We start from the raw sequence: 15,147 nt of genomic DNA on the forward strand, positions 1-15,147 counted from the left end.
ATAAGGAACACCGACAGATGTGTGTTATGCAAACCCTGATCAAGGAGTGTCTCAACGGCGTCCCTCCCGAGGTCGAGGCGATCGCACGGGACGAAGGGCTCTCACCCAGGCAGGCGGCCCGTGCGGTGACGAGAGGGCGGATCACGGTTGCTGCAAATCCTCGCCGCCCACACCGTCTTTGTGCTGTCGGCGAAGGGTGCAGCGTAAAGGTGAACGTGAACATCGGCACCTCAGCGGAACGGTGCGACCCTGATCTCGAGATCGAGAAGGCGAAGGTAGCCCTTGCCAACGGCGCCGACACCCTGATGGACCTCTCGACCGGGGGCGACCTCCCGGCGATCCGGAAACGGATCCTGGAACTGGACGCACCACTCGGGACGGTCCCGATCTACGAGGCGGTGCGGCGGGCCGGTTCGGCTGCCGACGTCACCGCCGATCTCCTCTTCAAGGTCATCAGGGAGCACTGCCAGCAGGGGGTGGATTTCCTCACACTCCACTGCGGCGTGAACCTGGACGCCTTCGCCGATCTCAAGGCCGACCCAAGGATCATGGGCGTGGTCTCCAGGGGCGGGGCCTTCCATGTGGCTATGATGGCGGCGACCGGGGAGGAGAACCCGCTTTACAAGGAGTACGACTATCTCCTCGAGATCCTGGAGGAGAGCGATGTCGTCGTCTCGCTCGGCGACGGGATGCGGCCGGGGTGTATTTATGATGCCGAGCGTCTTGCCAAGGCGACCGAGTACATCACCCTTGGCCGTCTCTCGAGACGTGCGCTTTCTGCCGGGGTCCAGCGTTTCATCGAGGGGCCGGGACACATGCCCATCGACGAGATCGGGTATAATGTCAAGATGATCAAGGAGGTCTGCGACGGGGCGCCGCTGTACCTCCTCGGTCCCCTGGTCACCGACATCGCACCCGGCTATGACCATGTGGTCGGGGCGATCGGCGGGGCGGTGGCGGCGATGCACGGCGCCGACTTCCTCTGTATGGTCTCGCCGAGCGAGCACCTCGCCCTGCCCGACATCGACGATATCGCCGAAGGTACCCGGGTGGCGCGGGTCTCCGCTCACGCAGGCGACATCGTCAGGCTCGGAGAAGGGGCTTCATCGGCGCCCGACCTCAAGATGGCCCAGGCCCGCCGACGTATCAACTGGGAGGAGCAGTTCGAGGCGGCGATGTTCGGCGACCTGGCCCGGAAGGTCCACGCCCGTGACGGGGACCTGGACACCTGCTCGATGTGCGGCGATCTCTGCGCGATCAAGATGGTGCGCGAGGCTCTGGAAGGGGACGAAGAGAAAAAAGACTGAAAAATAACTGATGGGTCGCGTCGACCCACGGTATTTATTTTTGGCTTTTTAGGGCTGTGTAGAATCGGGTATGAACCCTGGGGCCCAAGCATACGCCATGAACATTTTGTGGGTCTCTGGAGTGTGCACGGCCCCGTGTTCCCCTCCGGAGTAAGACACGAGGTGAGAACTCTGTCTCATTGCCGTCCCCGGAACCCCCGGGATGGCGATGGGGGGCGGGAAGGCAAAAAGGGGAGTCGTTCTGAGTTCAGTGCTCTCCTCAGATCAGTTCATACAGCGTCGTCCGCTGCCGCAACGGGCGCCCGAGGTCTTCGGTGATCCGGCACATCGCCGATGGGTCGAGGTAATCGGCGTCCTCCGCCCCGGCGTCGGTGGAGACCTCGTCGTCGAACATCGTGCCTCCCAGGTCGTTGCACCCGGCCATGAGCCCGAGCTGCGCCATCCTGGTCCCGACCTTCCCCCAGGAGATCTGGATGTTTTCGAAGTTGTCCAGGAAGAGACGGGCAACGGAAAACATCAGCATGTCCTCCCGTCCGGTGGTACCCGGCCTCGCAATCCCGGCCTTATAGAGCGGGGTGTTGGTATGGATGAAGGGAAGTGGGACGAGTTCGGTGAACCCACCGGTCTCGTCCTGCACCTCGCGCAGCACCGCAAGGTGCCGCACCCGGTCGGCCTCTGACTCGTAGCTCCCGTACATGATCGTGGCCGTCGACCTGATCCCCATCTGATGGGCCTCCCTGATCACCCGCACCCAGGTGGCGGTGTCCACCTTCCGCGGACAGATCACCTGCCGCACCTCGTCGACCAGGATCTCGGCCGCCGTCCCCTGAAGGGTGCCAAGGCCCGCGGCACGGAGACGTTCCAGCACTTCTTGTGTGGATATCGCGCTCTGTTCCGAGGCAAAGACCACTTCCTCTGGACTGCAGGTGTGGATGTCCACATCAGGGAGGATCGCGTGGACCCATCCGATCATCTCCTCATATGAAGAGACGTCGAAGGCCGGGTGGACGCCTGAGAGAAAACAGACCTCGCTGACACCGCGGTCACGGGCGAGACGGGCGCGGCGCTCCACCTCTTCTCTCCCATGGAGATAGGCGCCGGGATCGGTGGCCTTCCGTCCGAAGCCACAGAAGCCACAGAGGTTCTTGCAGATATTCGTGATATGGAGGTTCTGGTTGCGCACGTAGGTGACCGTCTCCCCGGCACGCTCCTGCCGGGCTTCGTCGGCGGCCGCCGCAATCTCCCACACCCGCCGGTCCCGGACTGTGAGGAGGGAGAGGGCCTCCTCCTCGGTCATCCGGTGGCCGGCAAGCGTGTCGGAGAGTAGGGTTCTGATATCGTCTCTGGGCATGGGGGGGTTCCCTCGGGTTATTTCTGTTCTTTCCGGCGCTCGACCAGGAAGTCGTAGATGAACATCAGGACGATCAGGACGACGGCCACCTCAAAGATATGGAGGGGGAGGTAGCCAAGGAAGGGGATCGCAAAGAGGGCCTTGCCGACCACCCATTCCTTCTTCACCGGTTCGATCTGCCCACCGATCTCACGATAGACCGAGAGTTGATCAGGTGCCGGGTTGTTATCTCCCATCGTGATATAGCCCTCGTGCGGAGCAGTATACTCGACGGTCTGCCCATTCTGGAGAGGCAACATTACGGTCTGGTTCGCTTCGACCCACATGAGCGCACGATGGATGATCGGGTTGACAGAGTCGGCGCCGTTGGGCCGGTAGATGACCACGTCACCGTAGTCGTTGTACTTCATGTATCCCGAGACCTGGCCGTCCTCCCACGTCTGGAAGGTGCCGAACCGGTCCGGGGCGGAGACAAAGACCAGGTCGCCGATGTTCATGTTCGGAATCATGCTCCCTGACTCGATCGCCACCACCGCGGGCCAGGTGCCAGAGACCAGGAAGAGGACCAGGGCGATCCCTGCAACAACCGCGACTGCCCAGGCGATGTCCCGGCCGATGGCGACGGCAGGGTGCTTGCTTGTCCTGATCTGTTCGATCAAACCGGGTTTCCGGGCCGCTCTGTCAGACATCTGTAGGGAGATGTTAGGACCGGCATATAATATAAATATGGGAGCAGACAGGGCAGGGTTCAGAGCGCACTCAGATGTACTGAGCGCCGAATTCCCTGATCGATCGATGCCGTCGAGAGAGCCCCGGGTAAATCATCGAATACGGTTCCAGTTTAGAATTGCTCATGAAGCGAAAGAACGTCTCAAGCATACGGAATGAAAATTTCTCGTCGCTTGATCTCCCATTTTCAAGAATGAAGAATCGGTGGGGATCGTGTTCCGTCGCCGCCCCCACCGATCCTCATCGTGGGGGGTCCGGGGGGCACTTGCCCCCCGGCGCGAGACGGCAGTGAAGATTCTACACTATGAGCGGCACATCGGATCATCACGCCTTCCCAAACATCGGTGCCGGGAGCGCCGCCCACTGACCCCTTGGATGAAGATCGGGCAGGAAAGGCGGTTGAGTTACGCTCACACCCAGAATGGGTGAGAGTTTTCTACACAGCCGAAAATTCGGCTTTGAAGCGATCTTCTGGAGTGAAATCTGCAGAAATGCTCTGGACGGATATTTTTTCGGGGAAATAGCCGCCCCACCAGACGATCCATACCCTCACGACGAAGATGTGAGAGCCTTGCCGCCCATCACCATCCCGTAAGCAACGACACCGAGGAGAATTACCGTCGCTCCCGACGGCACGTCGAGGAGCGATGAGAGCACGATCCCGCCGGTCGTGAAGACGGCACCCAGGAGGACGGCGAGGCCCATCATCTTCCAGAGCCTTGCGGTGAACTCCCGGGCGATCGCGGCCGGAAGGGTGAGGAGGGCGATGACCAGGATGATCCCGACGACCTGAATGAGCATCACCACGTTCAGGGCGATGAGCACCAGGAGGAGAAGATAGATCCGCTCGACCGGGAGGTTCATCACCCGTGCGTACTCCTCGTCGAAGGTGACGGCGAAGAACTCGTGGTACTGCAGGAAGACCGTCCCGAGGATGAGGAGATCGAGGAGGGCCATCACCAGCACCTCGTCTGAAGGAACCAGGAGGATGTTCCCGAAGAGATAGCCGAAGAGGTCGGGGGCGGAGCCTGGTGCCAGATAGACGAAGAGGATTCCGAGCGCCATCCCTGCAGACCAGAGCGCACCGACAAGGGTGTCGAGATGCTGGTGACGACGCAGGGAGAGTTCGCCCATGCCCAGGGCGGCGGCCACCGTGAAGACGCCGGCGCCGAGGAGGGGTTCGATCCCCAGGAAATAGCCGAGCCCGATCCCGCCGAAGGCCGCGTGCGAGACCCCGCCCGCGAGGGCTACCATCCTCTTGACGACGACATAGGTCCCGATCACGCCGCACGCCACGCTGGCAAGCAACCCGACCAGCAGGGCGTTTCTGAAGAACTCGTAGGCAAAGATATCGATCATCGCCGCCCCTCCTGCCGATGCTCCGGAAAGACGCGATGAGGAACGCCATGGGCGATGAGGTCGACCGGGCACCCGTAAGCCGCCTCGATCATGTCGGACGTGAGTTCGGGAGATTCGTGAGTGTACAGCCGCCTGTTGAGACAGGCAACCTTCGTCACCCGGGAGGAGAGGACGCCGATGTCGTGAGTGACGAAGACAATGGTCATCTGCTCGCGGAGGGTGTCCAAGGTCTTCATGAAGTGGTCCTCGGTGGGCGAGTCGATGTAGACCGTCGGTTCGTCGAGGATCAGCACCCTGGGCCCGGCGGCAAGGGCCCTGGCGATGATCGCCCGCTGCTGCTGCCCGCCCGAGAGCCGACTGATCTCCCGGCCCGCGAGGTCGGCGATCCCCATCAACTCGAGGGCCTCGTCAGCCATCTCATGATCTTTCCGCCCGTAGCGTCTCGGGAAACCCTGCAGATGACCGAGCCGCCCGGAGAGTACCATCTCCCCGACGGTCACCGGGTACGAGAAGTCGAAGGTGCGGTACTGCGGGACATACCCGAGAAGATGACGACGTTCCTGCGGGCGGCCTCCCAGCACCTTCACGTCTCCGGCCGCCAGTCTGACCAGGCCGAGGACCGTCTTGAGGAGGGTGGACTTTCCGCCGCCGTTCGGTCCGATGACCGCGTAGAAGTCGCCCTCCTCGACCGTAAGACTGACATCTTCAAGGACCCGCTTCCCGCCGAGGTCGACCGTGACCCCCGAGAGTTCGATGACCGGTGCCCTTTTCATGGCGACCCTGCGAATGCCCCGGCCACATGCCGCATGTTCTCGATATATCCTTTCTCCAGGGGACTGACCAGGACGACCGACCCGTTGATTTCCCCGGCGACCACCTCGGCACTCCGCGTGGACTGTTCTGGCGAGGCGAAGACGACGCTGATATTTTCCGCCCGCGCCTGAGCGATGAGATGCTGCAACCCCTGGGGAGTCGGTTCCTTGCCCTCATCCTCGATCGGGACGATCTTCAGCCCATAGTCCCGGGCAAAGTATCCCCATGCCGGGTGATAGACGAGGACTGCCTTCCCCTCCCGGCCGTCGAGGGACGCAACGATCTCCGTGTCGAGGGCATGGAGTTCGGCGAGATACCGGTCCCGGTTCGCCTCATAGATCGGCTTCCCCTCGGGATCGACTGCAATCAGTCCGTCGCAGATATTCGCGACCATCGTGGCGGCATTTCTTGGAGAGAGCCAGATGTGCGGGTCGCCGTCGACGATCTCGATCCCTTCAGAACAGTCGACGACAAGCATGTCCGGATTCAATCCGGCAATCTTCTCCATCCAGGCGTTCTCGACCTCCACACCCGATCCGACCTTGGCATACATCGCCGCCTCGCCGAGTCTGGCAAGTTGACCGGGCGTCGGTTCATAGGTGTGCGGGTTCTCGCCCGGGCCGACGAGGATCATCGCGTCCACACGGTCGCCGCCGACGGCTTCCACAAATTCTGCCTGCGGCGGGATGGTCACGGCGACCAGCACCTTTCCGTCTGCACCGGCCTCTCCCTCCCCCAGGCAACCTGCAACAAGAATAAAAGACAGGACAAGCACTGCACCACAGAGCGCCTGCCCCCCATATCGCGCCTCTGGCATCTGAGATTCCTCCAGAAATTTGGTGTGTAACCAAATATCGCGGGCGCCCTATATACGCCTTCCGCGGCTCAGGGCTCGTCAGGACAGCAAGAACGGTCGTGCTCAATGGGGCCGCAGCAACTCATCATCGGGTGACCGAGGGACGCGCAGATCCGGTCGACGAGTTCCCTGGATACACAGGCCTCGATCTTCCTCGCCTCCAGGCATGCCTCCTCTGAGGAGAGCCCGAAACGGCTCAGGGCAAGAGAGACGATCCGGTGCCTTCTGACCAGGAACCGGGCATATTCTTCCCCTTTTCCAGTAAGGGAGACCCCCCGATAGCGCGTGTGTTCCAGGTACCCCGCATCCGCCAGGACCGCCGCCGCCTTCGTCGCGGTCGAGGGAGAGACCCCGAGGTCCGCGGCGAGGTCGTTGGTGCGGACAACTCCTCCCATTCGATAGACTGCTTTGAGAAATTCGGCCTTCCTGGCAGGGAGTTCAGAGCCGTCGATCTCCTCCATACCATCATACTCCGGTCTGGTCAGAATAAAATTTTCCCCCACGCCAAATTCGGGAGATGATCAGACCCCAAAAATGTCGCAGGGATTGAACCCTCCCTGAACCAAATTGCTCTATTCCAAACATTGGGCTCTGTAGAATCGGGCATAAACGTTGGATTCAAGCATACGGGATGAAAAATTCTCGTCACGTGCTCTCTCTCTTTTCAAGAGAGGAGAATCGGGGGGGATCGTGTTCCATCGCCGCCCCCACCTATCTTCGTCGTGGGTGGTCCGGGGGGCAACGCCCCCCGGCGCGAGATGCCAGAGGAATCTCGACGATGGGGGCGGCCGATCCATCAGAAGAATTTTCTATCCTCTGCGTATCGGCTTCAAAGTGATATGAAAAGTTCAAACTCTCATGCAAACCTGAAGAGATGATCGTCAGGGTCATTTTCATGGTAAACCATCCTCTATTCATCACTTCAACCCCCTGTGAACCGAAGCCATCGCCTTCCCTCATGCTCACGCCGGGAGCGCTGCCCCCGGACCCCTGGGATGCAGATTGGACAGAGAATGGGATCTCTGATCGCTTTCCTCATATCGGTGCCACGGGGGTGGTGCCGTGATCTGCTTCATGCAAAGAATTGATCACCCTGCATCCCCAACAGATCACCAATGCTCTGCGACGAGGAGATCGTCGCCAGGTTCCTGGACGCCTCCTTTCAGGTCACCCAGGACGTGGTGGACTACATAAAGGAACAGGGCGACCCCGCGCTCATCGATCGGATCATCGCCGGAGCACCGCCCAACTCCTTTGTGATAGACCGCTCCTCGATACCCTCCACACCTCCTGTCCAGACACCAAAAAAACTGCGCGACGGGATCCGATTCCTGGCAGATCCCGAGATCGAGGTCCTCCAGGGCAAAGAAAACACGGCCAAGGGGATCAGGGAATTCGAGGAGTATGTCAACTACTTCAAAGACCGGTACACCAAACTCTCGGCCGTCATGCGGGGCCGGATCCAGCCGGTCCCGATCGAAGCCCTGGGGAGAAACGGACGATACCGGGAGGACGAAGCTTCGTTCACCGGGATGGTCGCCGAGATCCGGAACAGCGCCAAAGGCAACAAGATCGTGGAACTCGAAGACCCGACCGCCACGATGCGGGTGCTCTTCAACCGGTCCAGGGACGGTTTCGAAGAAGCCGAAAAACTCCTCCCCGACGAGGTGATCGGGGTCAAGGGCAAACTTTCCAACGACGGCAACATCTTCTTTGCCGACACCCTGATCAGGCCCGACATCCCGATCAACAACGCACCCTTCCGTTCAGATCGCCCGGGCAAGGCAGTTTTGATCTCCGACGTCCACGTCGGTTCCGACACCTTCCTTGAAGACGCCTGGCACCGTTTTGCCGACTGGCTCTCCGACCAGGACGACATCGGCTACCTCCTCGTCGCCGGCGACATCGTCGACGGGATCGGTATCTATCCCAACCAGGACAAGGAACTGGTTATCACCAACATCTACGGGCAATACCGCGCCTTCGGCGAGATGCTCGCCGCCCTCCCGCATAGGATCAAGATCGTCCTCTCACCAGGCAACCACGACGTGGTGCGGGGGGCGGAACCCCAGCCCGCCATCCCGCCGGAATTCAGGGAAGGGTACCCGCCGAACTGCATCTGGGTCGAGAACCCGGCCATGGTCAGTCTCCAGGGGGTGCGCGTGCTGATGTACCATGGCCGATCCTATGACGACATGATCGGGATGATCCCGGGGGCGTCGTACCGCCACCCCGAAGAGATCATGGAAGAGATGCTGAAGCGCCGCCACCTCGCCCCGACCTACGGGATGCGGACTCCCATCGCACCCGGGAGGACCGACCACCTCGTCATCAACCCGGTACCCGAGGTACTCCACACCGGCCACGTCCACATCTCCGGGATAAAACGCTACCGGGGCGTCCTGATGGTCAACGCCGGCACCTGGCAGTCCCAGACCGCCTTCCAGAAACAGATGAACGTGGTGCCCACCCCCGCACTGGCGGTCGTCCTCGACCTCCAGACTCTGGAGCCCGAGGTCTTCGATTTTTCAGGCACACCGTCCTGAACCGGCACGGCGCCGGAAAATAGTTGCATACTGGCAGAAATTGGCCTCGAGTCGTCGGTCAGGACAGGATCGCCGAACGGCCATACCAATAAAATCGCTCTCTTTTTATCATTGAAACATCAGATACATAGAGGAACAGCAACCGGGTTTTGATGGAACAATCATCGCTCGGAGGATAGAAAAAACATGGATCCAATCGTGTATCTGGCACCTCTGTGTGCTCTTCTGGGCCTCCTTTTTGCAGGTTACTCCTTTATGAGAGTCAAAAAGGAAGGCGAGGGCACCGAGGTCATGAAAAAGATCACCGCGGCGATCCACAACGGGGCCATGGTCTACCTTAACAGGCAGTACAAGGCCATCGCTGTGTTCGTCGTGGTGTTAGCCATCGTCATAGCGGCGATACTGCCCGACGGCGCGCTCACTGCGGGTTGTTTTGTGCTCGGTGCCGTGCTCTCGGCAACCGCGGGCTACATCGGCATGTTCACCGCAACGAACGCCAACGGCAGGACGACCAACGCCGCCCGTCGCGGCATCGCCGAGGCTTTCAAGGTCTCTTTCGCGAGCGGCAGCGTCATGGGTATGTCTGTCGTCGGTCTCGGTCTCTTCGGACTCTCCGTCTCCTTCATCGGGCTCACCACCTTCATGCCCGGGATGGAACAGGCCCAGATCGTGAACATCCTCGCAGGGTTCTCCCTGGGTGCGTCTTCGATCGCCCTCTTCGCCCGTGTCGGCGGCGGTATCTTCACCAAGGCCGCTGACGTCGGTGCCGACCTCGTCGGTAAGGTCGAGGCGGGCATCCCTGAGGACGACCCCAGAAACCCGGCCGTCATTGCAGACAACGTCGGTGACAATGTCGGCGACATCGCCGGGATGGGCGCAGACCTTTACGAGTCATATGTCGGCTCCATCATCGCGACGATGCTCCTCGGCGCTGCAACCGCCGCAGTCGCCTTCCCGAACATCGACCAGATGAACGTCATTCTGCTCCCGGTCATCATCGCCTCGGTCGGGATCCTCGCCTCCATCATCGGTTCCTTCTTCGTCAGGACGAACCGGGCCGAGTCGAGCGCCATTCACATGGCCTTCAACAAGGGCCTTCTTGTCGCGCTCGCCCTCGTGGTGGTCGCCACCTACTTCATCACCAATATGCTCCTCGGGGAGTACGGCTTCGGCGTCTTCGTCGCCACCATCGCCGGCCTCATCGCCGGGTTCCTCATCGGCCAGATCACCGAGTACTACACCTCCTTCGAGCGCAACCCCACCCTCGAGATCGCAAAGTCCTGTCAGACCGGGTCTGCGACCAACATCATCACCGGGTTTGCGAAGGGGATGGAGTCCACGCTCTTCCCGGTGATCATCATCGCCATCGCGATCTTCTTCGCCTACCAGTTCGCCGGGCTGTACGGCATCGCCATTGCGGCCGTCGGCATGCTCGCCACCCTGGGTATCTCCCTCGCGGTCGACGCTTACGGCCCGGTGGCCGACAATGCCGGCGGTATCGCCGAGATGTCCCACCAGGCTCCTGAAGTCCGTGAGATCACCGACACCCTCGACGCCGTCGGCAACACCACCGCCGCCATCGGCAAGGGCTTTGCCATCGGTTCCGCGGCACTCACGGCGCTCGCGCTCTTCTCGGCGTACGCCCACGCGGTTAGCCCGGTCGGCGAGACCATCGCCATCGACATCCTTGACACCCCGGTCTTCATCGGCCTGATCATCGGTGCGATGCTCCCGTTCCTCTTCTCCTCCATGACCATGATGGCCGTGGGGCGTGCGGCCTACGAGATCGTCGTCGAGGTCCGCCGTCAGTTCAAGGAGATCAAGGGCCTGATGGAAGGCAAGGCAGACCCGGACTATGAGTCCTGCATCGCCATCTCCACCCACTCGGCTCTGAAAGAGATGATCGCACCCGGTCTCCTCGCCATCGTCGCCCCGATCCTCGTCGGCGTCGTGCTCGGCAAGGGCGCCCTCGGCGGTCTGCTCGCAGGGTCCCTGGTCTCAGGGTTCATGCTCGCCATCACCATGGCCAATGCCGGTGGTGCCTGGGACAATGCCAAGAAGTACATCGAACAGGGCAACTACGGCGGCAAGGGTTCCGACGCTCACAAGGCCGGTGTCACCGGTGACACCGTCGGCGACCCGTTCAAGGACACCTCAGGCCCGGCCATCAACATCCTGCTCAAGTTGATGTCCATCGTGGCCGTCGTCTTTGCACCGATCTTCCTCTAATTTTTTTTCTTTTTTTCGAGATTTTAAGCATTATAATATCAGGCGTGAGCCGAGAGCGTACCTCAAGCATACGCTATGAAATTCTCTCATCGCGACAGGGCAGGGGGGGCGGGATGCTGCCCAGTTACCGATGGAAACGAACATATTACGAAATATTTTTAATATTAGACTATTTAAGAGATAAAAAATAATTTGAAACAAAAATTAAGACTAAAATAGGAATATTTATTAATTCACGGTGTGAATTTGATTCCATGGGTTCGTGTTATGAATCTGCCATTTTGTACCAAAAAAAATGCCCAAAATGGAGCATATATCTCACCATGCTCATCTTTATGGTCGCTCTCATCATATGCCCAACCAGTGCGGGGGAGCACCCTGTTATCAGAGAGGTTTCAGACACCTGCCCCCCCGCAGGCACTGAGATCGAGGTGATACTCTCCATCTCAGATATGAAAACAGGGGGAATCGTCGAGACCATCCCGTCCGGGTGGACTTTTACCGGCACCGATCATCCTGAAGACCGGAGTAAAATCTCAGGGTCAAATATCGTTTTCTCGGTAATAAACGATGCAGAGATCGTCTACCATGTGCGGATAGGCCCACGCAGTGGGGTCATTACCGGGGAGTGGGACGATGTACTCAACTGCACCAACGGCACCGTTCCCGAGACTTCGATTATGATCGCCGGGAGCGACGGTGGAGGCACCAGCACCTGGGAAACTTATGAAAATCGTATCGAAAACACTTCAGACAACATTCTGCTCTTCTCGAAAGATGAAACGAAAGGTCACCCCTTCACTCACAACGACGGGGTTGTGACCGGAATCCGTCTCTCAGGAAATCGTACCCTCGAAGACGTGAATCTCAGTGTCAGAAAGATCTCACAACCGTCAGACCTCCCTTCCCCTGAAGGCGTTCCATACACCTACCTGAACATCACACCCTCGGGCCACGACACCGGCAACATCACCAGGGCCGCGATCACCTTCGAGGTGAACGTCTCCTGGATGGATCAAAACTGGATTGAACCGTCATCGATCGTTCTGATGCGCTACAACTCGACATGGACGGCGCTCCCCACAAACCGTTCGGGGAAACACGGGATCAATCCGGTGTACACCGCCGTCTCCCCCGGTTTTTCCACCTTTGCGATCACCGGCACAGCGATCGAGAGAGGCGCCACAACCACCTCTGCCGCCGTGGAGAAAGACGAAGCAAAAAAACCTGTCACCATCGCAACACCGAAACAACAGTCCAGACCCGACCTCAAAACCGCAAACACAGATAAAAATTCTTCTGGACTGCTGGTCCCGGGACTGCTGACACTCCTCGTAATCTGTGGCGTTGTGGGCTATCTCCTGTACCGCAGGCGTGAAGACAGACCTGAGGAGAAGAAGGAGTGACCATCATGATGAAATCTTTGAAATACATTTTTTCATGCCTCTTCCTGGCCGCCATGGTCCTTGTTCCCGGTGCATCGGCGGCAGGGATCCCCGGCGATCTGGACGGAGACACTACGGTATCAGACGAAGAACTCTCGCAGGCGATCATCCCCTACATGGAGGCATCCTATCTTGACCTGGACACAGAGTCCCTTGACCGGGAAAGTCTCTCCCTTGCCGCCCATAACTGCATACGCATACCCTATGGGAAGGTCATTATCCCGGTCTCATCGGCAGGCGATCTCATGCAGGGCAACATCCTCAAGAAGGGTGGGGCACCGACCGGTTCCCTGATGTACGAGGGCCTGATCACCAGAAATAGTTATGAAGGCGTCTACGACTGCTGGCTTGCGGAAGACTGGGACGTCTCCGACGACGCAACCGTCTGGACTTTCTACCTGCCCGAAGACGCGACCTGGCACGACGGCGTTCCGGTCACATCAGAAGACATACAATTCACCCATGACTACATCAAATCCAAGAAATTATGGATCTCATCGGTGCTCATGGCCGTCGACCATGTCGAATGTCCTGACGAGCATACCGTCGAATACCACCTGAAAGAACCCTACCTGATGTTTGGAGACAAAATCTCCCACTGCCCCGGCATCTGCGTCATCCCCAAACATATCTGGGCAGATGTCGATGACCCCGACCACTGGCAGGACAATAAATTCATCGGGTGCGGCCCGTTCATCTTCAAGAATCGGGTCTCAGACCAGTCAATGCTTCTGCAGGCAAACTGCGACTACCACGGCAACGTCCCCTATGTGAACAATGTGGTGCTCACCGTCATCCCGGACATGGGCTCCAGGATTCTTGCCTTCAAATCAGGCGAGGTCGACGTCGTCGGGGATCTTGACGCGGCAACAGCAACAGACCTCGCTGGCGAGGAAGATATCAACGTGTACTCCATCCCTGACACCCGCGGCATAGAACTCAGTTATAACACCCTGACCTATCCGGCAAACATCACCGGTTTCAGGCAGGCAATGTGTCACGCCGTTGATCGTGATACCATCATCAACCTCGTCTTCGGTGGCTACGCCACACCGACCACAACCACGTTCCTGATGCCCGGCGTCGCCCATGATTATGTCAACCCCGAGATCCCGCCGTACGACTATGACATCGATAAAGCCGCGGCCATGCTCAAGGAGGCAGGTTTCGACGACATCGATGACGACGGCATTCTCGAAGGCCCGGACGGAAACGACCTCTCTCTCACCTTCCTGATCTGGAGCTCAGGAAATGAAGCACGGATCGCCGAGGTGCTCAAGAACGACTGGAAGAACCTCGGCATCGATCTGGAAATCAAGCAGATCGATTCGAGCCAGTGGCAGAAGGAAGTCCATAATTACCCGATGTTCTTCTCCGGTATGCCCTACCTGATGCATGACGACCCCGAGGATATGACCCACTTCGGTTCGAACGAGTTCTTTGGAAAACCGAACTGGTACGATTACAGTAACCCCGAGTTCGACCGGTTGATCTCCGACCTGCGCTCCACTGCCGACGACAGTGAACGCAAAGAGATCGGCTATCAGATGCAGGAGATCTTCGCAAAAGACGTGCCGTGCGTACCGATCTGTAGTATCGACTCGATCGTCGCATACCGTTCGGACCGTTTTACCGGATGGGAGTCGGTGAACCCGATGTACTGGAATGTCGTGGACATCAAACAGCTCTCGAACATCAAACCGGTTTCGCCGGTCAAAAAAGAAAAATAACAGGAGAATCTACTATGAAAACCGTAATCTGTGGGAAAGGAGGGAGCGGGAAGAGCACCATCACCGCTCTCCTTGCAAAGAAGATGGCAGCGCGCGGGAAGAGCGTGCTGGTCATCGACACCGACGAATCAAACCTCGGCCTCCACCGCCAGCTCGGCCTGGAAGCCCCCGACGACTTCATGGCATATATTGGCGGGAAAAAAGCATTTGTTCAACAAATGATGGAAAAGATGCCGAAGGGCGAACCCATCACCCTGTTTGAAGATTCGTGGAGCATTGCCGATGTCCCCGATCAGTACCTCTCGAAAAAAGACGGCATCGGACTGATCGCCATCGGAAAGATCCACGAATTCGGCGAAGGATGTGCCTGCCCCATGGGAGCACTCTCAAAGAACCTCATCGACCGTATCGGCGCAAACGATGCCGACCACATATTCATCGACACCGAAGCGGGAATCGAACACTTCGGCCGCGGTATCGAGCAGGGATGCGATCAGATCCTGGCGGTCGTCGAACCCTCGTACGAGTCGCTCCTGCTCTGTTCGCAGATCGAAAAAATGGGCAGGAATATCGAAAAACCGGTCTCTTTCATCCTGAACAAAGTCGAGGGCGACAACCGGGAGACCCTCTCCAGATCCCTCGATCCCTCCCATATTGTCGGGTGCATCCCCAGGAATGCCGGGGTTGCCAGTGTCGGTCTCAACGGCAGTGAGATGGACCTTGACCTTCAGGAGATCGACGAGATTGCAGACTATATTGAGACCGCATCAGGAGGCATCTGA

Annotated in this window: 12 protein-coding genes; 6 read left to right on the forward strand and 6 right to left on the reverse strand. The window is 59.0% G+C overall.

Features of this window, described 5'->3' with window-relative positions:
• Nucleotides 1-17: 17 nt before the first annotated feature.
• A complete protein-coding gene (gene thiC / locus E2N92_RS07890; protein WP_220680650.1) occupies nt 18-1,307 on the forward strand; it encodes a phosphomethylpyrimidine synthase ThiC in 1,290 nt (429 codons plus the stop codon).
• 259 nt (nt 1,308-1,566) lie between these two features.
• On the opposite strand, the gene cofH is transcribed toward thiC, so the two are convergent.
• The 6 genes from cofH to E2N92_RS07920 all read right to left on the reverse strand — a co-directional run bounded on the left by cofH (nt 1,567) and on the right by E2N92_RS07920 (nt 6,876).
• Nucleotides 1,567-2,658, reverse strand: coding sequence for a 5-amino-6-(D-ribitylamino)uracil--L-tyrosine 4-hydroxyphenyl transferase CofH (gene cofH / locus E2N92_RS07895; protein WP_220680651.1), 1,092 nt, complete (start codon nt 2,656-2,658; stop codon nt 1,567-1,569).
• Between the two features lie 17 nt (nt 2,659-2,675).
• Nucleotides 2,676-3,347: a signal peptidase I gene (locus tag E2N92_RS07900; protein WP_220680652.1), complete on the reverse strand. Its 672-nt coding sequence runs from the start codon at nt 3,345-3,347 to the stop codon at nt 2,676-2,678.
• Nucleotides 3,348-3,936: 589 nt separating this feature from the next.
• On the reverse strand, nt 3,937-4,746 hold the full coding sequence (locus tag E2N92_RS07905) for a metal ABC transporter permease (RefSeq protein WP_220680653.1): 810 nt from the start codon (nt 4,744-4,746) through the stop codon (nt 3,937-3,939).
• Complete coding sequence (locus E2N92_RS07910) at nt 4,743-5,519, reverse strand: metal ABC transporter ATP-binding protein (RefSeq protein WP_220680654.1); 777 nt, start codon at nt 5,517-5,519, stop codon at nt 4,743-4,745. Before E2N92_RS07910 ends, E2N92_RS07905 begins: the two co-directional genes overlap by 4 nt.
• Complete coding sequence (locus E2N92_RS07915) at nt 5,516-6,376, reverse strand: metal ABC transporter solute-binding protein, Zn/Mn family (RefSeq protein ID WP_220680655.1); 861 nt, start codon at nt 6,374-6,376, stop codon at nt 5,516-5,518. Before E2N92_RS07915 ends, E2N92_RS07910 begins: the two co-directional genes overlap by 4 nt.
• Nucleotides 6,377-6,444: 68 nt before the next feature.
• On the reverse strand, nt 6,445-6,876 hold the full coding sequence (locus E2N92_RS07920) for a metal-dependent transcriptional regulator (protein ID WP_220680656.1): 432 nt from the start codon (nt 6,874-6,876) through the stop codon (nt 6,445-6,447).
• Between the two features lie 654 nt (nt 6,877-7,530).
• Here E2N92_RS07920 and E2N92_RS07925 point away from each other — a divergent pair.
• The 5 genes from E2N92_RS07925 to E2N92_RS07945 all read left to right on the forward strand — a co-directional run bounded on the left by E2N92_RS07925 (nt 7,531) and on the right by E2N92_RS07945 (nt 15,147).
• Nucleotides 7,531-8,961 (forward strand): DNA-directed DNA polymerase II small subunit, encoded by a 1,431-nt coding sequence (locus tag E2N92_RS07925; protein WP_220680657.1) that lies wholly within the window; start codon nt 7,531-7,533, stop codon nt 8,959-8,961.
• Nucleotides 8,962-9,147: 186 nt separating this feature from the next.
• Nucleotides 9,148-11,190 (forward strand): sodium-translocating pyrophosphatase, encoded by a 2,043-nt coding sequence (locus E2N92_RS07930; protein ID WP_220680658.1) that lies wholly within the window; start codon nt 9,148-9,150, stop codon nt 11,188-11,190.
• Between the two features lie 452 nt (nt 11,191-11,642).
• Nucleotides 11,643-12,596, forward strand: coding sequence for a PGF-pre-PGF domain-containing protein (locus E2N92_RS07935; protein ID WP_220680659.1), 954 nt, complete (start codon nt 11,643-11,645; stop codon nt 12,594-12,596).
• 8 nt (nt 12,597-12,604) lie between these two features.
• Nucleotides 12,605-14,365 carry an ABC transporter substrate-binding protein gene (locus E2N92_RS07940; RefSeq protein ID WP_220680660.1) on the forward strand — a complete coding sequence of 587 codons (1,761 nt, stop codon included), beginning with the start codon at nt 12,605-12,607 and terminating at the stop codon, nt 14,363-14,365.
• Between the two features lie 14 nt (nt 14,366-14,379).
• Complete coding sequence (locus E2N92_RS07945) at nt 14,380-15,147, forward strand: ATP-binding protein (protein ID WP_220680661.1); 768 nt, start codon at nt 14,380-14,382, stop codon at nt 15,145-15,147.

The organism is Methanofollis formosanus (genome assembly GCF_019633745.1).
In the GTDB taxonomy this organism is placed as follows: Archaea; Halobacteriota; Methanomicrobia; order Methanomicrobiales; family Methanofollaceae; genus Methanofollis; species Methanofollis formosanus.